Below are 24,254 nucleotides of genomic sequence, written 5' to 3'. Positions count from 1 at the left end.
AATATGTAAATCAAAAGTACATAATTATCGATTTATTCTTCGATTTGTAAGAAAAAAAATATTTTTTTGAAAAAAACAAGTAGCGAAAAGTAGCGGTTTTAGACAAGTTTTTAAGTAATATATTTCTGCAAGTGCTACACTATAAGCACGTTATAGTTATGTGTAGTTGTGGTTGCAAAAATTAATAGGAGGTTACACTCAAAGTGTCTTTAAGATGCCCAAATGAAGCTTATAAGTGCTTTTGTCGAGCAAAGTAGGGTTACAATAATTCTTTAAACTTAGCCAATCTATTGTAACCAAAGATTATTTATATTTGTGTTTGGAAAGTTGTAAATGAATTCCAGCTAAGTATTCTGAATATTATAGAGGCAATTAGTTAGGAAACGCATTCTCCTCATGTGCAGAGGTTATTAGTGCCGGTTAAGTGTAGCAAAACCCTGATTACTAGTTAGTATCAAACTGAATAAGAAATTTGCTAAATCTAATCCAGAAACTCCCCAAAATGCCATAAAACGCCTGACGGATCGTGCAGAAAGCATTCTCTGCCCCAACTGAGCTCACGAACAGGTTCTACCCTGACGTACGTATACGTTGCCGGAAGGTCCAGGGCCACGAGTTCCTTCCAGAAACGCTGCACATCGGCTACTTCCATGAAGATCATTGTGTTGTCAACCCAGTCTTTTACGTAGGCTTTTTGGAGATAAAAGCCAATTCCTTCGGTTTGAAAGTAGGAAAGCGTTGGCGATAAAACGCTTTCCTGAAATCCCAGATCGTGATAAAATTTACGCGAGATTTCAAAGTCTTTGGCCCCAATAAACGGGCGAATGGATTTGGCTTTGTGTTCCATGAGTGGTAGTTCGTTTTTTCTTGATCAGCAGTAAGTGGATCTCTTTAAATAGTTTGATTATCTGTGCATTATTGGGTTTATTTCGCCAAAACCCTAAAAACCGGATACCGCAAATGTTCTTTTTCGCGGTAGGCCGAATGTTCATAGATGAAGTCCAGCTGCGCTTCGGCGCTTTTGGCAAAAGCCGCATCAGTCGCAATTTTTTCCTGCAACGCTTTTTGTAAATCGGGTGATTTTTTCAAAAGATCCGCCGCCAGATCTTCAAATACATAAGCTGAAAATCCTTCCTTGGCCTGTAAGATTGTATCAAAAAAATTCCATTTAAAAAACGAGTCAACTCCTTTGGGTTCAAGCGTTTCCACAAGGTAGCGATTCACCCACTGATTCACCGGAATGTACCAGTCGCCCGCCCGAAAGGAAAGCGTTTTTATTTCTTTACTGACCTCTACACTCGTATGCCAATAATGTCCTTCAAACGGTTGAGATGCCGTTTTTACATTACTTATTGAATAGACCTCTACCTGCAGCGTGGTGTCTTTGACAAACGCGCGCATCTGTACCCGATTCATTTTGAGGCGGTCAATGACGTGGTGCCAGCCTTGCGGAATAATATAGGCCTGCGGTTTATCAACCACATCGAGTGGTTCGTACTGATTATAAAACGGGATGGTTTTGGTAAATGGTTTTTCCCGGTTATAGTACAAGCGCTTTTGCCCGCTCACGGCGCTCAGTGGGTATTCTGCTTCGTAGCCTTTGAATTCAATTTGGCTGGGTTGATTCCGGTTTACCTGCCAGCTAACACTAAATTTTTCCTGCGTTTTTACGGCCTCTTTGGTCGCTTGCCGCATGTTCTGAATGTCGCTTCGGTACTGCGCCAGCACGCGGATTGTTCCTTCCAGATAGGCATAGGTTGCCTGCACGCGCTGCTTAAAAGGTTTGAGCATGTGGGTTTCGGTCATGACGCCGATGGTATGAAAAAGAGCCGCATAACCCGTCGAATAACGGGGCCAGTCCGGGAACTGCACAAAGCCTTTGTCGGGCGTTTGGCCCCATGCATTGACGTAGGGCGTGGCTTCGTAGCCAGTCTCTTTCATGTGCTGATACAAAAAGGGCAGGAACGTATTTCGCTGAAAATCACCCAGTATACCGCCCAATTTATTTTCCTGCGTATAGTCCAGCGTCATCACGTACTGATAATCAGCGCCGTTGCTTACGTGCGTATCCACAAAAAGATCAGGGTCGAGTTCATGAAAAATTTCGGTAAAACTTTGGGCATTGCGGGTGTCGGCCTTGATGAAGTCCCGGTTGAGGTCGAAATTCCGGGCATTTCCCCGAAACCCATACTCGTCCGGCCCGTCCTGATTGACCCGCGTCGTGCTGTTGCGGTTGAGCGCACCGCCAATGTTGTAGTATGGAATAATAGCCAACACGATGCTATCGAGCTGAGGAAAACGCTCCGGATGTAGGGCGATGTTTCGCAACAGCAGCATCGACGCATCTACGCCATCGGCCTCGCCGGGGTGTATAGCATTGTTTATCAGCAAAATAGCCTTACCCTGTGCTTTCAGTTTTACTACATCAAACTCCCGATTACGTGAATACAAAACCACATGCAGCGGGTTGCCGCTGTCGGTTAGCCCTTTGGTTTGCATCTGAATTTGGGAGAAATCGGCAGCGAGTCGCTCGTAGTACGCAATACCTTCTTCGTAGGTTGGAGTTTGCGTTCCGCCACTTTTTTCAAACCGGGTTTCGTATTGGGCGCGAGCGAATGTTGCGAGGCAGAAAATCAAAAACGTAAGAAGATATTTGTGCATAAAGATTCGTTTTTCGAGACGGTAGAAGTTTCAACTACAAACTTACCTTTTGACGGGCGTTTGAAATACGTAATTGATTATTTTTCCTGGAAAAAGTTTAATCATAAAAGTCAGGTAAGTATTCTCTACGTTAATTAACCTTATATAGCTGCTGTCTCTTTATTCCCCGACCCAATTATTTTAAAGTTATGAAGTACTTTTCTACCATCTTTTTTGTAGCTGGTTTTTTGCTGGCGAAAACTTTGTCAGCTCAGGAACTTTGTCAGGGAGCGTATTTTACAGAAGCACAGGGCAAAGAATTTTTGACCAAAAACGTACCAAAAAACAAAGCCGCCTGGGAAAAACGGGCGTCGGCCATTCGGGCAAATATGCTGGAAGGTATGGACCTGCTGCCGTTGCCCCCCAAACCTACCTCAGCGCCGATCATTCACAGCCGCCGGGTCATGAATGGCTACACGGTTGAAAACATCGCTTTTGAAAGTATGGCGGGCATTTTTGTCACAGGCAATCTCTACCGGCCCTTGCAGCCGCAGGCGTCAAATGCGGCTATTTTGTGTCCGCACGGCCACGGCAACGACCCGCGCTTTGCCGAGCCGGCGCAGGTGCGTTCGGCGATGTTGGCTCGCATGGGCGCTATCGTGCTGACGCTGGATATGATTGGCTATGGTGATTCAAAACAAAGTGAACATAAAATTCCAAAAGCGCTCAAATTGCAGACAATCAACACGATGCGGGCGCTGGATTACCTGCTTTCGTTACCCAACGTTGATCCTGAGCGGGTTGGCGTTACGGGCGAGTCAGGTGGCGGAACACAAACGTTTATCCTCGCAGCCCTCGACGACCGCGTGAAGGTTTCTGTACCGTGCGTGATGGTATCAGCGCATTTTTTTGGTGGCTGCACCTGCGAAAGCGGCATGCCAATTCATAAAAAAGGGGAGTTTCAAACCAATAACGTCGAAATAGCCGCTCTTGCCGCTCCACGTCCGATGCTCCTGATTTCGGATGGCGGTGACTGGACACTCAACGTACCGCAGGTTGAGTATCCGCATATTCAAAAAATCTATGGGTTTTATGGACAGAAAGAGAAAGTTGTAAACGCGCATTTTGCCAACGAAAAGCACGACTACGGCCCGTCCAAACGAAAAGCGATGTATCCGTTTATGGCCAAATACCTCGGTCTGAATATGAGCATGATTACCGACGCTTCGGGTGCAATCGACGAAACTCTTGTTTCAATGCTCCCACGCGCTGCCCTCGAAGTATTTACGAGTGCGCATCCTCGTCCGGCCTCGGCTGTTGTTGGCGATGCTGCCGTTATGGGGCTTTTGGAGTAGTAGTTTTCCTTCGACTCCGCTCCCTTCGACTCCGCTCCCTTCGACTCCGCTCAGGGTGACAGCGAAGTCAGAGAGAGCGAAGTCGAAGAGAATACACGCTGGAAATTTTCCGTAGATTCCGGATGTCAGCCAATGGGTCGGCGTCCAGAATCAGGAAGTCGGCATAATTTCCGGGAGACAGCGTGCCAACATTTTTAAGACCCATATATTCCGCAGCATTTTTGGTGGCTGATTGCAAAATCTGCATCGGGCTCAGACCCGCTTCCGCCATCATTTCCAGTTCCAGGTGTTCAAAATACCCAATGAAACGAGTCGGAACGCCGCTATCCGTTCCAAAAACAATCGGCACGCCCGCATCGCTCAGGGTTTTCAGATTGGCCATGGCGGTTGGGAGTTGCTGCTTATAAATTCGGGCAGCTTTGCTTTGCCGGATTTGCTGTTGCCGCGCGGGGTTTAGAAGTGGAGCAATGGTTTTTTGATCATATTCTTTCAGGAAATAGGGATCCGAGAAAAAACTTGCCGTGTCGCCGTACACAAAGGCAGACAGCTCGCGGGTCAGGGTAGGGCAGTAAGGCACTTTTTTTTGCTGCAAGAGTTTCACAAAAGCCTCATCTACCGGCAAGTCGCGTACGCTGTGAGCGAGCATATCCGTACCTGCTTCAAGCAGTTTGCGGGCATCGTCGAGGTAGTACATATGCGTGGCGATTTTATAACCTAATTCATGCGACCGGCGAATCACGGCGCGGTACACGGCTTCTAACATTTTGGGCGATGAACCCAGATTATCATCCACCCGGATTTTCATAAAATCAACGCCCATCCGATGATTCTTTTCAACGACCGTAAGTGCTTCCGCAGGCGTTTGGCCCGTAATTACTTCGCCGGCGATATACAGACGGGCGTTTGGCGGGTTCGAGTGTGAATCTGCATGTACAGCCCGAAGCGGTTCGGCTTCCGGTTGATCTCCACCCAAACTAACGACCGAAGTAATGCCGTAACGTTCATAAATTGCCAGATTGTCGCGTACGTTTTGGGCTGAATAATGTCCGCCCTCAATCCCTTGTACGTCGCCCACATGGCCGTGAGCGTTGATCAATCCAGGGACAATCGTCTTACCGCTGGCATCAATAATTTTCGCTTTTTCCGGAATTTTAACCTGATCACGGGTTCCGATGGAAACGATACGTCCGTTTTGAATGACCAAAACTCCATTAACAATAGGCGCACCGCCGTGCCCGTCGATGAGCGTGGCGCCCGTAAATGCCGTGTAAAGGAATGGAGATTTTTCCTGACTTTGGCAGGTACAAATCGTCAGGCAGAGTAGTGCAATTAGCGGATATTTTTTCATAGTGTATTCAAGAGTAAATCCAAATCAGTGACTGAAATTTACATAAAATACTACTCCATTTTGAATTAAAGCTACCCAAGGTTGTATGTTTTTAGGATAAATCTGAACGTTTTTTGTCTACTAGTGGTTATATATCTGTACACTCTCCCTGTCTTTTTTAATCCTCCTCTTCTGTTTTTTGCTTTACTTTGCCCACTTTGACCCGGGTAAAGTGATTTTTAAAATTCAGCTGTTTTCCTGGCTGAGCTAACCTTTCACGATATGAAAAACATCCTGATGCTTTTACTAACCGGACTTTTGTTTCAGTGTACCCCAGAAAATAACTCCGAATTATCTTCGATAGAAAATACCATACTTTCCGATAATTCAGATTTCCCAACGGGTGACGCTGTGGTTGAGTACGCCAAGCTATACTACGGTGTTCCTTATTACTACGGCTCGGCTAACCCTCAAACCGGCTTCGATTGCTCCGGGTACATTCACTATGTTTATACGCACTTTGGAATTGAGGTTCCGCGCTCCTCGGTAGATTTTACGGAGGTTGGTACAGACGTGGAAGTAGAAGAGGCACAGCCCGGAGATTTGGTTTTATTTACGGGTACAAATCCTAAAAACAGAACCGTTGGCCATATCGGAATCGTAGTCAAAAACGATTTGGAAGGCCTGGACTTTATTCATGCAACTTCCGGAAAACAACATGCCGTGACAGTAACTCCCCTGGAAGGCTATTACGAAAACCGATTTGTGAAAGTAATCCGGTTGATTTAACCCACTGATTTAACACAAATAAAAACCCCTGTCGATGGTTTGCATCGACAGGGGTTTTTTAGGTAAAAAAGCGTTTCTTTCAATACAAAATCCGCACCGGTCCCAGCAATCCGGACGGCATCGGCGGCCACTTCGTAGCGTCAAATTTCCCGTAGGTAATGTCTACGATATTTATGTCATAAAATTTCTTCCAGTCAGGGGCCTGCTGATCGCGCAGGCGCATGTAGTTGGCTGATAAATTGGTTACTTCAATTTCCAGAATATTCTCTCCTGTTTTGATTAGTTCAGGGTTTATTTTTAGTCTGAATGGAATACTCCATGCCGTTCCAACGGCTTGTCCGTTTAGTTTTGCTTCGGCCACTTCGCAGACATTTCCCAAATCAAGCCATACCGTATTTGACGTAGCTAACTCCACATTGCCCATGAATTTCAGCGTATAGCGGGCCGTTCCAGAAAAGTAGCGGGCGGTGTCAGAAAGCGTTGTCCAGGATTGCAGCGTTGCCATCGTAGCCGCCTCGGGCAGGGAAGGTTTTCCGGCAAGAAACGTAAGGTCCCAGGTTCCGTTCAGCGCTAACTCGCGGGGAGGTTTATTCGTAAAAGGTTCATTAGCCGTTTCTTTGCTGAATTTCATAAAACAGGATTGTCCCGGTAGCAAGCGGAGAAATACCTGGGTTTTATTGGAAAGTTTTCGGGTTGGTAGCACGGTTTCCTCTTCCGTCAGCGGGTCATACTGCCGGAGTTGTATTCCTGGTCCGACAGTCAGCCAATCGGCTGTGAACGTATTGCTAAGATTCGCCACAAAATACAGCGGATTTCCGTCCTGAGTTTTTCGGATAAACGTCAATCCTTTGGCAGCCATCTCTTCGATCACGACGCCGTTTTTACGTAAAGCATCATCCAGATTTGCAGCCACAGAAACCGTTTTCAGGCTGACTAACTGACGCATATTTTTTTGGAAATCGGTCTGTCTTGTTGCGTGGTTGGCATGACCCGACACCAGTTGAGGAACTTTTCCATCAAAAATCAGCCGTGCGCCAGCCTGCGCCAGCCGCTGTAATTCGAGAAGAGTAGTTTGGGGTAAATAGGTTGTGGACGGAATCAAAATGGTTTTGTAGCGTGCACCTTCCGACAGTATCACACCGTCCTTAGTGACCCGCAGTCGTTCCAACTGACGGTCCGACACAAAATCAAACGCATAGCCTTTGCTGAGCAATTGTTCACCCAAACGCCCAAACGGGAGTTTGAGTAGCCAATTGTCCACGTGGTGTACTTCCAGCAAATGAATGCCCCCTGACGACCGTGGCGGAGTGGCCCACAAATCGTGAATCGGAAAATAGACAAGCACATCCTGATCGGGTTGGCTGTTTTGCAGCAGGTTCTGACAATTTTCTACGTAGCGGTTCAACAAGCCAAAATGACCGGCAAAGTGCGCCTGCGGACCAAAGTTAGTGGAGGCATAAAAAAGCCAGCCGGGAAAGCCCTCCGCCGGAGGAGAGTAGGTGGTGCCGTGGTAAAAAATATGGTTGATGCCGGAAGCAAACAGCTCATCAATTTGCGGTTTTACCTGCGAAAGTGACACTTTAAAATGATTTGCCAGCCAGGTACCGGTTTCGGAACTTACCAGTTTTTTTCCTGAAAAATGCGCTGCCGAAGAGGCAAATTTCATGGCCAGTGGATGCGGTGTCCCAAACTGTTTGACCGAATAGTCAGGATCTACCCGCAGGCCCGGAATGGCGAAGCGGCTTGTACCAAACGACTCCGTTTCGGGAATGTCGGAAGCTTCATACAAATCCAGTAGATTTCCCGGTGAGCCATGCGCCTGATAGCGGGTTACGAAACCATTTTTTCGGCTCCACTGCGTCCACGGAAACGTGTGCCGTTCCAGGAGGAGTTCGGCCAGCGTTTGGTGGTAATCTATACGGACGAGTTCCGAAGCGGTTGTCGTGTCAGCGAGTTGGTTGAGGATTGGGAGCAAATCATACCCCCGTCGCTGTTGAAACTGCTCCGCAAAATCGACGGTCCAGTTGGCACCGTAGGCTTCGTACGAATCCATGTACATCGCTCTTGGCTGCTGCTCAGCCTGCACGAGTGTGGAGTCAAAGCGCGTTAAATAATTTGTCATCGCTTCCGCATGAAAAGGATCGAGCACCCAACCTTCTCCCCCCGGCGCGGCACGTTTTACCTTTTGTTTGGTAGGCTGCACGGCCAGCGTATTTTGTTTGAACGTCATCGTGCGGGCAGCGTGGGTTTCGGCTACATTAGGGCCGCCAAACGGCCAGCCCGTTCCGGTGGTCATGTCTACGCCCAGCCCCAACCGCTTGCCTTCCTGAACGGTGTGCTCCATTGCCGCCAGCCACGGGTCGGACAAAAACGGCAAAAAATCTTTTTCAAAACCTTTTACTCCATAAATCGGAATGATGTGAACGCCCCCCAAACCTGCTTTTCGAAAACCTTCCAACTGCGTAGTGATATCTTCCTGAGACACCGCACTGCCCATCCACCACCAGTACGTCCAGGGCTTGGCCGTAGAAATGGTTTGTGAAAAAGTAGTCGAGCAAAAGAAGAAAAGAGCGGAGAGGGTGAGTAAGAAGGATTTCATTCCGGTATATTAAGTAGCTATTGGTTTTACAGTTGACGTGGTTTCAGCATCATTGCCCTGAACGAAGAAGAGTCAAAGGAGTCTATGGATTGCTCCTTATTTTTGAAATCACTTTAAAATCAATAACCTAAAACACCACCACCAACCCCAAGCCGACATTAAGCACCGTTACAAAGCGTTTGGAATCGATGAAGCCTTCAAATGGGGGGCGGTCGCCTAGTTTTACGTAGGTAGGTACATCTTTTAGTTCGGTGTTTGCGCCAATCCAGTCGCCGGTGATTTGAAACCGCAGGTGCTCCGAAAGACGAAACCGCAACGCCCCGCCCGCCCCATAGCCAAAGGCTTGCGTAGAAGCGCCGGGAAGGCCGGCATCCACCGAGTTCAGGCCCGTAGTAGAGGTGCCCATAAGTGTAACTCCGGGCGATTTGGCAAATACATATCCTGCCTGTACATGGCCTTTCAGCTCTATATTTCCCAACGAAACGTAGGCCATCGGACCCGCAAGAATGGCTCCCAGTCTCCATTGAGTGACGGTACTTTCCCAGGAGTAGGTTTCGGGATCGGGAAGTAAAATGCTGTATTGCTCTATCAGTGGATCTGGGTTGGTTTGGTTTATGTTCAGGTTGCCGCTGAGTCGCAACCCCCACCAACGACCAATTTTGTGCTCGTAGCGAAGCTGTGCAAAAATGCCTGAACCCGCAAGACCAGCCTCCGGATCGCTGAATTGTTCGCTAGCAAACTTACCGAGAGGCAGGCTGTATCCGCCCGAAAATGAAACTGCATTTTTTTCCTGCGCCTGCGTTAGCAGCGGTAGACAAAGAGTCAGACAAAGGGCTTTTAAACAAAAATTAAGGCGCATAAGTAGCTGTTAGCTTTTAGGTTATTAGTAATTAGCTTTTTTATTATTCTGATAATCAGATATTTGTACCATTGTTTGATTATCCATTTATTGAAAACTAAATATATTCAAGTACTTAAAAAAAGCAGGACAAGGTTGATGATCAAAAAACTTCCAGTTGGTTTTCCAGTATTCATTGAAAATTAGACTGAACAATACTACCGTTTTTCACATACAAAAAAAAGAAATCTACTTAAACAAACGAGTTGAATTCGGGAGCTTCGTCGGGGCATGAACAGAATGCAGTATACAAAAATGGACCGAAGGATTTTAAAAAAACGGCATGCGTATATAGGTGCAAAAAAGGGGTTTAATTTCTACACACCCGGCTTAAATTGCCTGTCTGAGTGCATTGGTACAAATTTGGTGCTGAATAGCCTACAATCAATAGCAATCAAAAGTTATGGACAGACAGGAATTGAATGAAGAAACGCGGGCTACCAAAAAAGTCAATAAAACCTGGATATGGATTATTGCCGTAGGTCTGCTACTGATGGTCATCGCTTTTGTCGGTGGCGTGTTTAATCACGATGGAAACGTAGCACCCGGCAGTACGCCAACACCAGGAGCTATGAGCTCCGATACAGTTAATGGCGACGCCTATGCCGATACCCTGGCTACGGATAGCCGAAATTAGAACGCATAGGATCAGGTAATTTTACATCAGCGCTTCCCACAAAATTTCCGCCGGGTGCAGGGCTTTTTTGCCGGTTCCGTCCTTTATTTGATGGCGGCAGCTTGTACCCGGCGCTGCAATTAATACTTCATCGGGTTGCTGGCGAATGGTCGGAAAAAGAACGAGTTCGCCAATCTGCATGGAAACATCGTAATGCTCGGTTTCGTAGCCAAAGCTTCCGGCCATGCCGCAGCATCCACTCGGAATCAAACTTACAGTATAGTTTGCCGGAATTGACAGCGCTTTTTTGACGTAAGTCAGAGACGACAGCGCCTTTTGGTGGCAGTGGCCATGCAGTTTGATTTGTTTTTTTTCGGTAGTAAAAGAAGCCGCCTGAATGCGTTTGGCTTCGATTTCACGGGCTATAAATTCTTCAAACAAAAAGGTGTGTAAAGCTAGTTGACGAGCATTTGTTTGCAATTCAGCCGATACCAGGTCGGGGTATTCGTCCCTAAACGTAAGTATGGCCGAAGGTTCCAGGCCAATCAGCGGGGCCTGCGCATGCACCCGATCTTTCAGCAAACCGACATTTGTAGTGGCAATTGCCTGAGCTTCACGCACCAATCCTTTGGACAGGTACGTTCGGCCCGATTCAAGATGCGCCGGAATCACTACCTGATAACCCAGCTTTTCGAGAAGTAAAATGGCTTTTTGACCAATTTCAACATCATTATAATTGGTAAATTCATCGCAGAAAAAGTATACAAAGGGCGCATCCGCCGGAAGCGTTGGTTTGCTTCTTTTCTCGAACCAGGCATTGAGCGTGGTTTTATGCAGAAGCGGCATGCTGCGATCAGGATGAAAACCTACCAGACGGTTGGCGATTTTGCGAACCGCAGGTGTGCCAAAAACTGCATTATAGGCCCAGGGCGCCCAGGCTGCCAGTTTCATTTGTTTGGTAAAATTGGCTACCAAACGCGACCGAAAGGGTACTCCGTGCGTATCGTAATACTGCTGAGTAAATTCGGCTTTCATTTTACCAACATCCACACTTGATGGACATTCAGCCTTGCAGCCTTTGCAGGAAAGACACAAATCAAGCACTTCTTTGACCATTTCGGGACTGGTTTGAAGTGCAGCTGGAACGCTTTCGGCGGTGTAGAATTGGCGCAGAATATTGGCCCGGGCGCGTGTCGTGTCGCGCTCCCGACGGGTGGCCATGTAGCTGGGGCACATGGTGCCGCCTGTCAGTTCGGTTTTTCGGCAATCGCCTGAGCCACTGCATTTTTCGGTCAGTCGTAAAATTCCTTCATCTTTTGAAAAATCAAACAGCGTAGAAATCACAGGCTTCGGTGCGTCTGGAATGTAGCGCAGCGACTCGTTCATGGGCGGCGTGTCCACAATTTTATTGGCATTGAAAATCCCGTTCGGGTCCCAGATATGCTTCACTTGTCTGAAAAGCTCGTACACTTCCTGCCCCATCATAAACGGAATAAACTCACCCCGAAGCCGACCGTCGCCGTGCTCGCCCGACAGTGCACCCCTGTACTTTTTGACCAGTACGGCCGTGTCAGCCAATACATCCCTAAACTGCTGTTTGCCCGCACTCGTTTTGAGATTAATCATGGGCTCTACGTGCAACTCCCCTGCGCCTGCGTGGGCATAGTACGAAGCATGCAGGCCGTGGCGGGTCAGTAGTTTTTCCAGTTCTTCGATATACTCAGGCAAATCTTCTACGGCTACAGCACAGTCTTCAATCAAATTAACTGGTTGAGTATCTCCCGGTAGATTGCGGATTAACCCGAGCCCGGCCTTACGAATATCCCAGGCTTTATTGGCATCTTCGCCAAACAAAAGTGGCCATGCATAGCCAAGATTTTCCTTCTGCAAATCCAGAATCAGGTTTTGCGCCAATACTTCTACCTCTGCCGGGGTGTGTCCCCAAAACTCAACCAAAAGTAACGCAGCGGGATCGCCTTCCAGAAAAAACCTGTTTTTTGAATATTCGTGATGCAGTTTGGTGAAATCCATGATGTATTTATCCACAAGCTCCGACGCTTTGGGCACGTGGGTCATGGCTGCGCGGTTGACGTGGAGCGCTTCGGCAAGTGTGGATGTATGCACACACACCACCCCAACGGCGGCGGGGGGGACGTCCACAAGATTTAGCTTTGCTTCCGTAATGAAGCAGAGCGTTCCTTCCGAACCCGCAATGAGGCGGGCCAGCGAAAGACTGGTGTCAGGATCAGAAATGTCTTTATTTACAGAATTCTGAGTTGCCGTATCCAGAAGACTGTCGAGCGCATAGCCGGAGTTTCGTCGGGTTACAGATTTCTTTGCAAAGTTTTTTTCGATTAATTCCTGATCCACAGGATTGGAAATAATTCCCCACATGCCCGCATAAATTGCTTGCTCGCGTTTGCCGTTTACTAAATTTCCAGAAACTTTTTCCAAAAACTCTGAGGTTTTCATTTCTGCAAATACCGCCTCTGATCCATCCGAAAGTAAAGTTTTTACTTCCAGCAAATGGTCACGGGTAGTGCCCCAGGTAATGGAATGCAGTCCACAGGAGTTATTTCCAATCATTCCGCCAATCATGGCACGGCTCGCCGTGGAAGTTTCGGGACCGAAAAGTAGTCCGTAAGGAGCAAGGTGTTTGTTAAGATCATCGCGGATTACGCCCGGTTGAACGCGTACCCACTTCTCTTCGGCATTGATTTCCAGGATTTTATTAAAATGTTTGGAGATATCTACCACCAACCCATTTCCAACGACCTGCCCGGCGAGGGAAGTTCCGGCTGCTCTTGGAATAAGCGTAATCCGATGCTTTTCTGCAAATGCAATCAATTTCTTCAAATCGTCGTTGTTTCTGGGTAGAGCAACCGCCACGGGAAGTTCCTGATAGACCGATGCGTCCGTTGCATACAGCCGCCGAATGGCCTGATCACGAGCAGAATCATCGTAGAAAAGTTCGCCTTCAAGGCTTGTGCGTAACGAATTGAATTGGAAAAAGGTAGGTTGGTGCATGATAAGAGTTGGAAAATAGAGTGCTAAATTAGTGGATCAAAGCGGGATGCTAAATTCCTGAGGGGTAATTCACAGGTTAGTCCCAATATTTTTTTGCTTTGAAAGCATAGGAAGCAAGAATCGGTTACTTTTAACAAAATAAAACTATCGGAATCGTATGGTGCTGGTGCGGTTTTGGAGAGTATGCCCACTACCAGGCAATGGTAAAAACAGTGCATTGAAACATTACGTTATGAAAAAAATCCTCTTTTACGTATTAATTTTTGCTTCGGCGATTACCTTCGGACTGACTCCCGGCAAGGCTCAAAATTCTGCGCAAATCACCATTAATTCGGCCACTGAAATAGATTATGTGTATTCACTCATGCTGGAACGGGTGCGCTTTCACGAAACGTTGGGCATTGGTCTCGCCGAAACCGAGTACGAAACAATTGACGTGTTTGACCTGAGTTTTCAAAAAGATGGTTCAACGACTTTTGAGGTAGATAAGCCTTTGCTGGTACGGCTGACTATTGCCTCAAAAAAACCAACCAATAATTTGTCGCCCGGCGAGATGATGCATGAAAGCCGTACGCAGTTGCTGTACATTGTCCCTCAGGAGAGTTTGACAATTACCGTGCAGCCGGGAAATAACCTTACGTTTGAGGGTAAAAATATAGCTCATCAGGAGTTTTTGCAGGAGTATTTTTTAGAAAATCACTATCAATATCTTCCCGCTTTTCGGTTTGATCCCCGGAAAATCGATAATAAAGCAATTATCCAGCAAAGTGACAGTTTAGCGGAAGTCCGGTTAAAAAGCTATGAAGAATTTAAGGCCAAACATTCTCCGGACGCCATTTTTGATACGTACGTACGAGCGACTACTCACGTAGAACCGTACCTCATGGAAATAGTAGTAAAAGACCGTGAGATGCGTCAGAATACACCTGTGAAGCTGACGCCTGAACAGCGTAAAGAACTGAATGCCATATCGTTGACGAAGTTTAAGCTCTTTCCCGACGAGGCTCTTTTTAGCCTTGCCTACCGAAACGAACTGCGCAACTGGATCCTGATTCCGTCCACTGAAAAATTTCCGCAATTGCTATCAAATCAGTACGCTCTTGATCAGGAAGCCTTGTTGGATGTTTATGCACGAAGTGCCGACAAACTCAGCGAATATCCTAAACAGCAGGAATACCTGCTCACGTATTGGCTCAACTATGCGGTCACGGCGATGCAGTCTATGGAGGCTGCCCGAACGATTTTTTCAGATTTTGAAAAGCGCTTTCCGGCATCGGAAGTAAATAAATATTTTTCCACCCTGATTGCCACCAAAGAAAAACTTAACAGCGGAAACCCGGCTCCTGATTTTACGTTACTCAACAAGGATAGCACCGCCGTGTCGCTCAGCAGTTTGAAAGGAAAAAACCTCTGCGTGGCGTTTGCATTTAGTTTGAAACAGCACGAGCCTACGCTAAAACTGCTGGAAGATATTAAAGGTGATAGCGTAACCTTCGTTTATATAAGTGTGGCGTCCGGCATTCCGTTTGGAACCTGGAAAGACTACCTCGAACCTCGTCCTCAGGCCTTGCATTTATGGGCTTCTGACGAAGACATAGACATGTTTAAGGCTTTATATGCCATTGAGCCCCGCTTTCCTTTTATGGTTATAGATGCCGAAGGCCGGATCGTCAATCGGTGGATTCCCCAGGAATTTCCGCATAATAAATCGCTGCAAAGTAGTCTGCGGGTAGCGGCGAGTAAATAGAGAAAGACTTTTGATTAAATAAAGATAAGTGTAATAAAAGTCACTGAACAACAGGAAGATACGGTTTATCTTCGGGCTATAAATAATTAGTTCATCACCCGTATCTATTCAGAAAATTATGAAAACCAACATGGGCGGCACCGACCGCATGATTCGCGTAATTTTGGCGATTGCCGCCGTTACACTTTACTTTTCAAATCTTGTTTCTCCCACGCTCAGCATCATTGCTCTGGTCGTGGCCGGTGTATTTTTACTCACGAGTTTTTTGAGTTTTTGCCCGTTGTACACACTTTTTGGAGTCTCCACCTGCAAAACCAGGAGTTAAATTTCTCTCCGGTATCAAACGAGTAGCATTTATAAGTCTTTCTTTAGTTTTTTGGGGAATTGGCATAAAACATAAACTCCTGCAAATCATTGATTTGCAGGAGTTTAATGTGTAAAAAAGTGACCCCGACGGGAATCGAACCCATATCTAAAGTTTAGGAAACTTCTATTCTATCCGTTGAACTACGGGGTCATGCCTTTTGGGCCTGCGAATTTCGACAATTTTCATTTGCTGAACAAACCTCTACTCGTCAAAATCCGTGTCGTAATAGCCCACGTCCAGCCAATTCGGATAAATCAAAAAATGCTTGTCTTTGACCAACTCGCCCATATGATGCCGCAGTTCGTCCATGTTTTCATTGAACTCGGCCGAGATAAAGACCACATGCTCGGCTTTACGAGCGTGGTAGCTCTTGCTTAGCTGATCAATCAAGGTTTCAATAGGAACCTGCTTAGGGGTTTCTCCGTAACCTACTTCTGAGTCGAAATCTTCTTCTCCCGCGTCCGGATTGTACAAGTCAATCTTATTAAAAACCACAATCGTAGGTTTGTCACCCGCGCCAATGTCGGCCAACGTGCTGCTCACCACTTCCATGTGTTCTTCAAACGACGGGTGCGAAATATCTACAACATGCACCAACAAATCCGCTTCCCGCACTTCATCCAGGGTAGATTTGAACGACTCAATAAGCATCGTGGGCAACTTGCGAATAAACCCAACGGTGTCGGTAAGTAAATACGGGATATTTCCCACAGATACTTTCCGGACGGTAGAATCTACGGTAGCAAACAGCTTATTTTCGGCAAAAACATCGGCTTTGGCCAGGCGGCGCATCAACGTCGATTTTCCTACGTTTGTGTATCCCACCAATGCCACGCGTACGAGACGATTGCGTTCTTTGCGACGAGTCACACTTTGGCGGTCGATTTTGTCGAGTTTTTCTTTCAGAAACGTGATCCGGTCTTTAATAATCCGTCGGTCCGTTTCGAGCTCTTTTTCTCCGGGTCCACGCATCCCGACGCCCCCTTTTTGCTTGCTAAGGTGCGTCCACATGCGTGTCAGTCGCGGGTACATGTACTGATACTGCGCAAGCTCAACCTGGGTTTTGGCCTGAGCCGTTTGGGCGCGCATGGCAAAAATATCCAGAATCAACAAACTGCGATCCAGTACTTTGATGTCCTCAAAAGTAGCTTCCAGGTTACGAACCTGCGATGGGCTCAGGTCGTCATCGAAGATAATCATGTCTACGGGTTCGGCCTGAATAAATGTTTCTATCTCCTGCAATTTGCCGCTTCCTACATAGGTCCGGGAGTCGGGTTTTTCAAGATTTTGGGTAAATGTATGCAGTGTTTTTACCCCGAGGGTAGTGACCAGAAAAGCCAGCTCGTCCAGGTATTCCCGGGTTTTGCCGGGGCTTTGGCGCTGCGGACTGACGGCCACCAACACGGCTGTTTCCTGCTTTTTGGCAGTCGAATTCAGTTCTCTTTTATCAATCATTCAATCGTAAAACTAGGCTTGATTTGAAATTTGAAGAAACGGCTTGTTCCTTCATGTGGTCATTTGTCCGACTTTTTAAGGATAAGTCAGGTCGTGTAAAACGGTAATTTTCACTTAAAAGTTCTGGTTACCGTTTACTAAATGTACGATTAACTTTCTATTAATTCTATTCCACTACTTGCGGGCTATTTTGTCTTTTATGTAGCTTTGTGAAAATTCATACGCCTATGAAGCTCCCCGTTAGGGTTTAGTACAACCCGCCCGCCGTTTACTTTTCGGCTTTCCGATGTTTTCTTTTGTGCTCGTTTCTGAGTACAATCTCTTTCCAATTAGTTTTTTATAACTGCGGTTTTTTTCGATAAAAATATAAGTACCACCTTTGCGGATTTGGGAACGAATCTATTTATCAGGAAAATAACCCAAACTTTCTCTTTTTATCCATGAAAAAGTGGATTACCCTGTTTCGGCTGGCTTTGGATGGCTCCGAACAAAGTTACACGAGTGGCAGCATCAATCGCGCCATTTTCCTGCTTTCTGTTCCCATGATTCTGGAAATGATCATGGAATCACTCTTTGCGGTGGTCGACGTTTTTTTTGTATCAAAAGTAAGTATTGATGCCGTCGCCACGGTGGGCCTCACCGAGTCGGTCATAACCTTAATTTACTCCATCGCCATTGGGCTCAGCACGGCGGCTACGGCCCTTGTTGCCCGCCGGGTAGGAGAGGGCAATGCCGATCAGGCCGGACGGGCAATTGGTCAGATTATCCTCATTTCGCTCGTGATTTCGGTCGTTATGGCGGGATTTGGATTCGTCTATGCAGGCGATATTTTGCAACTCATGGGCGCTGATAGTCAGGTAATTGAATCGGGTACGATGTATGCCCGTATTACTTTTTTAAGTAGCCCGGCCATCGTGTTGCTCTATTCGTTGAGCGGGGCGCTGCGCGGCGCCGGGGCGGCGTCGGCAGCGATGCGCTCACTTTGGGTTGCCAACGGACTAAATATGATTCTGGACCCGTTATTTATTTTCGGAATTGCCTTTTTTCCCGAAATGGGTGTTACAGGCGCAGCCGTTGCTACTACCATCGGGCGGGTCATTGGGGTTGGGTATCAGCTCTATTTTCTATATAATTCCCGGAATGGCGTGTCCATCGAATGGGCTGATTTTGTGCCTGATTTCCAGCTCATCAAAAGTATCCTCAGCCTGGCAGCCGGTGGCACAAGTCAATTTCTGATTTCTTCGGCCAGCTGGATTTTCCTGGCTCGTATGCTGGCAGAATTCGGAACAGATGTAGTGGCGGGCTACACCATTGCCATTCGCGTGATAATTTTTACGTTGCTGCCCGCCTGGGGCATGGCCAATGCAGCGGCAACCCTCGTGGGGCAAAACCTGGGAGCGGGGCATCCCGACCGGGCCGAAACGTCCGTTTGGCGTACAGCCTACTATAACATGTGGTTTTTGTTATCGCTGGCCGTTCTGTTTTTTCTGGCGGCCGAGCCGATTATCAGCTTGTTCAATACCAGCGCGGCGGTGGTGCAAACGGGCGTAACGGCCCTGCGCGTACTGTGCCTGGGCTACGGCTTTTATGCCTACGGCATGGTCATCATCCAGGCAATCAACGGCGCAGGCGACACCCGAACGCCTATTTACCTGAACATCATTTGCTTTTGGCTGATCGAAATTCCGGTCGCATACATTCTTGCGCTGCTGCTGAACTGGGGCCCCATTGGTGTGTTTGCCGCTGTGCCTATTGGCGAGTCAATACTGGCCATTATGGGGATTCTGGTCTTTCGGCGCGGGCGCTGGAAACTTACGCAGGTGTAGTGTGAATCCGATACGTCATTCTCCACGGGAGGTTGACGTATCGCTTTTTAACTTGTCTTTGTAGCCAAGAGATATGCCTGCTCGTCGCCCAGGGCAAAGGGCTCGCCATCGAGGCTGCCAAAGACTTCGGTCAGATGCAGCCCGGCCTGTTGAAATAGTGCGTGTACTTCCGACAACGAATAGACATACTGCTCTACCTGTCGGGTCATCTGCTCACGGCCTTTTACATACGTAAGTTCGGACAAAATCACGCCCTTCATAGCATCGTACTGATTGCTCGTAAGGTACAAAATGTCCTGTCCGACAGGCATCCAGCTGCGTTCCTGAAAATTAGGAAGAATACTTTCCGCCAATAGCTGGGTGTGGGCTACAAAACGACCGCCGGGCTTGATATGCTCTGAAATTTTTTGCAGAAAGTCAATCATAATTTCCCGCGGAAAAAAGCTGAAACTGTTGCCCAGGCAATAGGCAGCATCAAAAGGTGTGTGTGGCAAATCAATTGCCAGAAAATCACTCTGAACAACCGTTACCGGTAAGATTTCAACCTGTGCAACCTGCTCAAATTCTTCACAATATTCCGCCGAAATATCCACACCAGTCATCACAAACCCCCTCCGCGCCAGGGGAAGTGCGTGGCGTCCGTAGCCCGCCATGACGTCAAGTACCTGCTCGCCGGGAGAGATTTCGAGCACATCCTGCAAAAAATCGACTTCCCATTCGGTTTGATCCTCTTCCTGATTTTGCTTCCAGGCAATTTGAGGCAATCCTTCAAAAAATGTATGATACCAGGCCACTACGCAACGATGTTTTTATGAGTTAAAATTTACCTGCGAAGGTAACCAATTTCTTACGGACTGAATGGAAAATTGTCGAGCGAAAGCGAGTTTGACGTTTCTTGATAGATAGAAAAGCAGGAGATTGGTGCTAGTAGATTTGTTAGATTTTTAAATTTGGGCTGTTGCATTCCAGCGAAAGGGATACACATTGTTTTAGAAATCCTCATGCATTTTCTTTAATAAGCGGAACTTTCACCTCAAACATTCCGCCGGTTTCGGTAATTTCCAGCGGTCTTTTTTCCAGAAAATTATACAAAGAAGACAGGTTACTCAGCCCTTGACCATTGGAGGTTTCTACCTGAGCTTTGCGCTGAATAGTGTTAATAACTGAAAGCCAGTTGGTGGTGCTGCTAATGGTAATGAATAGTGGATTTTGGGCGTTAATCTGATTGTGCTTGATGGCATTTTCAAGTAAAATCTGAATCGTCATCGGCACAATTTGAGTGTCCAGCGAATCAGGATCCAGCTTGATAGAAACTACAAGTGAGTCAGAAAACCGGGTGGATAGTAGTGAAATATAATTTTTCACAAAATCAACTTCTGTTTCAAGGCTCACCAGACCTTTTTCCTGACTTTTGAGCACATAACGATAGACCTTGGACAACTGCTGCAAAAATTGCCGGGCAAGTGCGGGGTTTTCGTGAATCAGACTATCGAGGGACGCCAGACTATTGAATAAAAAGTGCGGATTGAGCTGATTTTTCAGATTTTCAAATTGTACCTGAGTTTTTTCTTTTTCAAGATTTACGGCCCGAACCGCATTCTGTCGCCATTGGGTAAAAAAATGGTTGGCAATAAATCCCAGGTTCATGACCGAGCTGCCAAAAAAGGCGGTAAGGCCAATGAATACAAGGTGCAGTTTGTCGAACTGAGTTTGACGCAGCGGCAGAAAACGCTCGACTCCGTACATGCCGAGCGGTATTATGAGACCTTCCACAAGCACCCAGCCCAGAATCAATTGTACAGCAATGCGGAGCGATAGCTTTTTTTCAAACGGCAGATAAATATTCAACTGATCATTCAGCAGATAATAGGCCGTCCAGATCAGATTCAGGATAAGCAATTGTAAAAAAAAGAACGTTATGTGCTGCGTGAGCGTCAGCTCGGGCAGCGCCCAGAAACGCCCGGCAAACCCCAAAGCTGCAAACCCCAAAATCGCCAGTTCGACGTATTTATTGAACCGTTTTTTCATGTCCGTGAGAAATGATGTGGCCGTCCGACATTTCGATGATCCGGTCGCCTCCTTCGGCAAAGTCAGGGTCGTGAGTGACGGTGATGATCGTTTGACCGTTGTTGTGTGAAATATCCCGAAAAATAGAGTACACCATATCCGAATTTGCCTTGTCGAGATTACCCGTAGGTTCATCGCCCATCACAATCGTGGGGTCGTTGATCAGCGCCCGTGCAATCGCCACCCGCTGCTGTTGTCCACCCGAAAGTTTGGACGACGGTTTGAGAGCGTGCTCGTGCATATCCACCAGTTTTAGTTTCTGATAGGCGCGTTCTTCAATTTCCTTAGACGAGAATTTCCCCAGTTTCAAGCCGGGCAGCATGACGTTTTGCAGGGCCGTAAATTCCGGCAATAAAAAGTGAAACTGAAAGACAAATCCAAGATGCTCGTTGCGGAAGGCGGCGAGTTGATTTTGCGTCAATCCGGTAAGACTTTTGCCATTCATTTCCAGTAAGCCATCGTAGGCGGTATCCATCGTGGAAAGAATATAAAGCAAAGTAGATTTTCCGCAGCCGGATTTACCTACAATTGACAGAAATTCTCCTTTTTTTACTTCAAATGAAATATCTTTTAGTACCTGAAATTTTACAGGATCTAAAAAAAACTTGTTTACATTCGTCGCTTTTAATATCGTAGCCCGTTCGGAATAGGGAATATTTTTCATTTTTATTTTAGATTTAAAGGAATCAAAAATAGATACATTTTTTAGTTCCAAAAGTTACCCTCTTAAAATAGCAACGGGATCAATTTTTGCTGCTTTTCTGGAAGGGAAATAACCCGCCAGTAACGTAGTAATAACTCCGAAAATAACACCTAATAAATAGAATTTTGGATCAAATTTGACGGGAAATGTATCAATAGAAAGAAAATCTCCGGCTGCAAAAGGTGTAATTGATAATAAATAACTCAGCGAGAAACCAATAATAACTCCCAGCAAAGCACCCATTAATCCAATAATTACCGATTGAATCATGAAGACTGCTACAACATCCTGCCCATCAAAACCCGTGGCTTTCAAAATGGCGATGTCCTTAATTTTATTCATGACATTCATATTCATAATATTATAAATACCAAAACCCGCCACGACCAGCAACGTAAACGAAACCACGAAGGTCATTACGTTTCGGATTTGCTCTCCGGCCAAAATCGCTGCGTTAGCCATTGCCCAATCTTCCACGCGGTAGTCGTACTGCCGGGCAAGTTCTTTTCCAAAGGCAATTGCTTTCAGCGGGTCCTTCATTTTGATGTGTAAATCGGTGATGTAGTTGGCGTCTTTTTGGATTAATTCCTGCACTTTTGGTGTATTTACATAGCCACGCGCATCGTCGACGGTTTGGATGCCGAAGCTAAAAATGCCTACTACCCGAAGCAAAGAAGTCCCTCCCGTCGAGGAAGTTACGTTTACTTTGTCACCTACGCCCAGGTTTAGCTTTCGGGCCAAAAGTCGACCTAAAATCACGCCATTGGCATTTGCCATCAGGTCTTCGATTTTTCCCGCTTTCATGCGCTGACTGAGGCGATACAATTTTTCTTCGCGCTGCACATCCACGCCTGCCAATGTAGCCGGAATTGGTACGGAACCGGTGTTGAAAAATACCTGCGTGCTTACCTGCGGCGAAACTCCCAGTACTTCGGGCTGCTGCTCAATATGTCGTGCAATGACCAAACCATTTTTAATTTTGGCTAATTCCTGTCGCGGTTTTTGGTGGTAAATCACGTTAAAACCATCCGGATTTTGCTGCTGAATCAGGCTTGGACGATCCGAAGTAATTTGTTTATAAATCCGAACGTGCGGCGACGCATCAAGTGCCGAATCTTCCAAAAACTGATTGACACCCTGCATAAAACTAATCATGACAATAAACATCGCAATGCCGAAGGTAACGCCCATCATCGCCACGAGTGTTTGTTTCTTTTTGGTTAGCAAATGCGTTTTTGCAATATCAAAAGCTATTTTTAATTTCATAAGTAGCAACTGGCAATTAGTTGGTTTGTGTTTTTTGTTCTTCTGATGAAAATATTTTTGGTTCACCTTGGGCTGTGTCTCATAGCCCCTTTTTGTTGTGCTTTTCGGGATATTTTTATTTTTGGAAATGCATATTGATGACATTTTGGTGATGATGAAAAGCGGCATTGGTTTTCAGGGCTGTGAGACACAGCCCACGGAGCTGGTAATTAGTTTGTTTGTATTTTTTATTTTTCTGATAAAACAGCTTCGGAGAAGAGCAATATTACACTTTGGCAATAGCGTCCGAGTTTGAACTAGCTGCAAACATTACGCTTCTCCGAATCTTGTTAACTAACTGATTATGAGATACTACAAATATTCCGCTTCCGCACTGACGGCCCGGTCCGAGGCCGTTAACATGACGGCTATGGTGAGACACAGCCCACGGAGCTTGATCTACGGAATTTAGGGTTTAAAAATGATTGATTTATCAGTCAATCCGCCTTTAACTTCTACTAAATCCAGATTTTCGGCGCCTTTTTGTATTTTAATTTTTTTCTTTTCTCCATTTTCTTCTTTTACCCACACACTATCTGCTCCGTAGAGATATGTTTTCGGAATTGTCAAGGCTTTTGGATTTTGGGAAATAAGTACGTTTGCTTCTACTGTCAGGCCATAATATCCATCGGGCGCATCGCCGGTAAAGTCGGCATCGACCCGAAACGTTTGGTCGAGTTTATTGAGTTTTGGGTATATTTTACTAACCACCGCTTCGTACATTTTCTGGTCAAATGCATCAACTTTAATCATCACTTTTTGTCCTAATTTCATTTTAGTAAAATCGCTTTCATCCACTGCCATCTGCACATATGCTTTGGTGGGACTTCCCACGAGCGCAACGGCTTCGGCGCGCCGTACGAGCTCGCCGGGCTGCTTATAAATCTCATAAATTTTGCCTTCTTCGTAGCTGCGCAGACGGTAATTTTTGGCATCATCCGTGGACGAAGCGTATTGGCTGCGTGCATTTTGCAGCTCCACATACAGCTGATTTTTGGTGCGTATCAGCGCTTGTTGCCGGGCGGCTACGTCGTTGCGGCTACTGCGGTAGGCGAGTTCAGTGCGCTCAAAGTCGGCTTTGGAAGCGGCATTTTTCTCATATAACCCTTTAATTCTGAAAAAATTAACAGAGTCGTTTTCCTGTCGGGTGCGGGCGTTGCGCAACTGCACTTCGAGTTCTTTCAGCACGGGGGAGCTGGCGGCGAGATTCGCCTCCGACTGCCGGTAAATGTTGGTAGCGGCCTGCGAGCGGGCATCGGGCACGTTGCTTTCGAGCTCAAACAACAGCTGACCTTTGGCCACAGTTTCGCCTTCGGTTACCAATTGCCGGATCAGCACGCCGTCGCCCTGTGCAAAAAGCTTGTATTCGTTGCGGGGATACACGTTGCCGGAAGCATACACGGCCTCCGTCAGTTCCATGTAAGTGGGCGAAGTGCCTTCGTTTTCTGACGAACAAGAGACAGAGAAAATGAGGGTTGCCAGGTATAAAGTATTGGTTTTCATTGAATTGAATTTTAACAAATAAAAAGAAAA

Annotated in this window: 18 protein-coding genes and 1 tRNA gene; 6 read left to right on the top strand and 13 right to left on the bottom strand. The window is 46.5% G+C overall.

Annotated features, from left to right (window positions below; genetic code table 11):
- Window positions 1-481: 481 nt before the first annotated feature.
- Window positions 482-847, bottom strand: a complete 366-nt coding sequence (locus EZE20_RS14875) for a VOC family protein (protein WP_132119006.1) — start codon at window positions 845-847, stop codon at window positions 482-484.
- Window positions 848-924: 77 nt separating this feature from the next.
- Window positions 925-2,661, bottom strand: a complete 1,737-nt coding sequence (locus EZE20_RS14870) for a M14 family metallopeptidase (protein ID WP_132119004.1) — start codon at window positions 2,659-2,661, stop codon at window positions 925-927.
- Window positions 2,662-2,849: 188 nt separating this feature from the next.
- Here EZE20_RS14870 and EZE20_RS14865 point away from each other — a divergent pair, with 188 nt between their 5' ends.
- A complete protein-coding gene (locus EZE20_RS14865) occupies window positions 2,850-3,995 on the top strand; it encodes an alpha/beta hydrolase family protein (protein ID WP_132119002.1) in 1,146 nt (381 codons plus the stop codon).
- A 67-nt stretch (window positions 3,996-4,062) separates the two neighbouring features.
- Here the strand turns inward: EZE20_RS14865 and EZE20_RS14860 are convergent, their stop codons facing one another.
- The gene (locus tag EZE20_RS14860; RefSeq protein WP_132119000.1) at window positions 4,063-5,343 is read right to left on the bottom strand and encodes an amidohydrolase family protein; all 1,281 of its coding nucleotides are present in this window, start codon (window positions 5,341-5,343) and stop codon (window positions 4,063-4,065) included.
- Between the two features lie 261 nt (window positions 5,344-5,604).
- Between EZE20_RS14860 and EZE20_RS14855 the strand changes: the two genes are divergently transcribed.
- A complete protein-coding gene (locus tag EZE20_RS14855; protein ID WP_132118998.1) occupies window positions 5,605-6,111 on the top strand; it encodes a C40 family peptidase in 507 nt (168 codons plus the stop codon).
- 79 nt (window positions 6,112-6,190) lie between these two features.
- Here the strand turns inward: EZE20_RS14855 and EZE20_RS14850 are convergent, their stop codons facing one another.
- Window positions 6,191-8,710, bottom strand: coding sequence for a glycosyl hydrolase (locus tag EZE20_RS14850; protein ID WP_132118996.1), 2,520 nt, complete (start codon window positions 8,708-8,710; stop codon window positions 6,191-6,193).
- A gap of 127 nt (window positions 8,711-8,837) precedes the next feature.
- On the bottom strand, window positions 8,838-9,569 hold the full coding sequence (locus EZE20_RS14845; protein ID WP_132118994.1) for a hypothetical protein: 732 nt from the start codon (window positions 9,567-9,569) through the stop codon (window positions 8,838-8,840).
- A 442-nt stretch (window positions 9,570-10,011) separates the two neighbouring features.
- Here EZE20_RS14845 and EZE20_RS14840 point away from each other — a divergent pair, with 442 nt between their 5' ends.
- Complete coding sequence (locus tag EZE20_RS14840; protein ID WP_132118992.1) at window positions 10,012-10,245, top strand: hypothetical protein; 234 nt, start codon at window positions 10,012-10,014, stop codon at window positions 10,243-10,245.
- Between the two features lie 21 nt (window positions 10,246-10,266).
- Here the strand turns inward: EZE20_RS14840 and EZE20_RS14835 are convergent, their stop codons facing one another.
- On the bottom strand, window positions 10,267-13,251 hold the full coding sequence (locus tag EZE20_RS14835; protein ID WP_132118990.1) for an FAD-binding and (Fe-S)-binding domain-containing protein: 2,985 nt from the start codon (window positions 13,249-13,251) through the stop codon (window positions 10,267-10,269).
- A gap of 232 nt (window positions 13,252-13,483) precedes the next feature.
- Here EZE20_RS14835 and EZE20_RS14830 point away from each other — a divergent pair, with 232 nt between their 5' ends.
- Together EZE20_RS14830 and EZE20_RS14825 are read left to right on the top strand one after the other, a co-directional pair.
- Entirely contained in the window at window positions 13,484-14,998 is a 1,515-nt protein-coding gene (locus EZE20_RS14830) for a peroxiredoxin family protein (protein WP_132118988.1), read from the top strand.
- Between the two features lie 118 nt (window positions 14,999-15,116).
- Window positions 15,117-15,323, top strand: a complete 207-nt coding sequence (locus tag EZE20_RS14825) for a YgaP family membrane protein (protein ID WP_132118986.1) — start codon at window positions 15,117-15,119, stop codon at window positions 15,321-15,323.
- A gap of 120 nt (window positions 15,324-15,443) precedes the next feature.
- Here the strand turns inward: EZE20_RS14825 and EZE20_RS14820 are convergent.
- Together EZE20_RS14820 and hflX are read right to left on the bottom strand one after the other, a co-directional pair.
- Window positions 15,444-15,515 (bottom strand) — tRNA-Arg (locus tag EZE20_RS14820).
- A 51-nt stretch (window positions 15,516-15,566) separates the two neighbouring features.
- Complete coding sequence (gene hflX / locus EZE20_RS14815) at window positions 15,567-16,820, bottom strand: GTPase HflX (protein ID WP_132118984.1); 1,254 nt, start codon at window positions 16,818-16,820, stop codon at window positions 15,567-15,569.
- A gap of 440 nt (window positions 16,821-17,260) precedes the next feature.
- On the opposite strand from hflX, the gene EZE20_RS14810 reads away from it, so the two are divergent.
- Complete coding sequence (locus EZE20_RS14810) at window positions 17,261-18,646, top strand: MATE family efflux transporter (protein ID WP_132118982.1); 1,386 nt, start codon at window positions 17,261-17,263, stop codon at window positions 18,644-18,646.
- A gap of 47 nt (window positions 18,647-18,693) precedes the next feature.
- Here the strand turns inward: EZE20_RS14810 and EZE20_RS14805 are convergent, their stop codons facing one another.
- The 5 genes from EZE20_RS14805 to EZE20_RS14785 form a co-directional block, all read right to left on the bottom strand.
- The gene (locus EZE20_RS14805) at window positions 18,694-19,440 is read right to left on the bottom strand and encodes a class I SAM-dependent methyltransferase (protein ID WP_132118980.1); all 747 of its coding nucleotides are present in this window, start codon (window positions 19,438-19,440) and stop codon (window positions 18,694-18,696) included.
- Between the two features lie 205 nt (window positions 19,441-19,645).
- Window positions 19,646-20,674: a sensor histidine kinase gene (locus EZE20_RS14800; protein ID WP_132118978.1), complete on the bottom strand. Its 1,029-nt coding sequence runs from the start codon at window positions 20,672-20,674 to the stop codon at window positions 19,646-19,648.
- Window positions 20,655-21,377 (bottom strand): ABC transporter ATP-binding protein, encoded by a 723-nt coding sequence (locus EZE20_RS14795; protein ID WP_132118976.1) that lies wholly within the window; start codon window positions 21,375-21,377, stop codon window positions 20,655-20,657. The genes EZE20_RS14800 and EZE20_RS14795 overlap by 20 nt, the downstream gene beginning before the upstream one ends.
- Window positions 21,378-21,431: 54 nt before the next feature.
- Window positions 21,432-22,682, bottom strand: coding sequence for an ABC transporter permease (locus tag EZE20_RS14790; RefSeq protein WP_132118974.1), 1,251 nt, complete (start codon window positions 22,680-22,682; stop codon window positions 21,432-21,434).
- Between the two features lie 447 nt (window positions 22,683-23,129).
- A complete protein-coding gene (locus EZE20_RS14785; RefSeq protein ID WP_132118972.1) occupies window positions 23,130-24,224 on the bottom strand; it encodes an efflux RND transporter periplasmic adaptor subunit in 1,095 nt (364 codons plus the stop codon).
- Window positions 24,225-24,254 lie beyond the last annotated feature (30 nt).

The organism is Arundinibacter roseus (assembly GCF_004348825.1).
Taxonomy (GTDB): domain Bacteria; phylum Bacteroidota; class Bacteroidia; order Cytophagales; family Spirosomataceae; genus Arundinibacter; species Arundinibacter roseus.
This window is presented reverse-complemented; position numbering and strand designations above follow the sequence as displayed.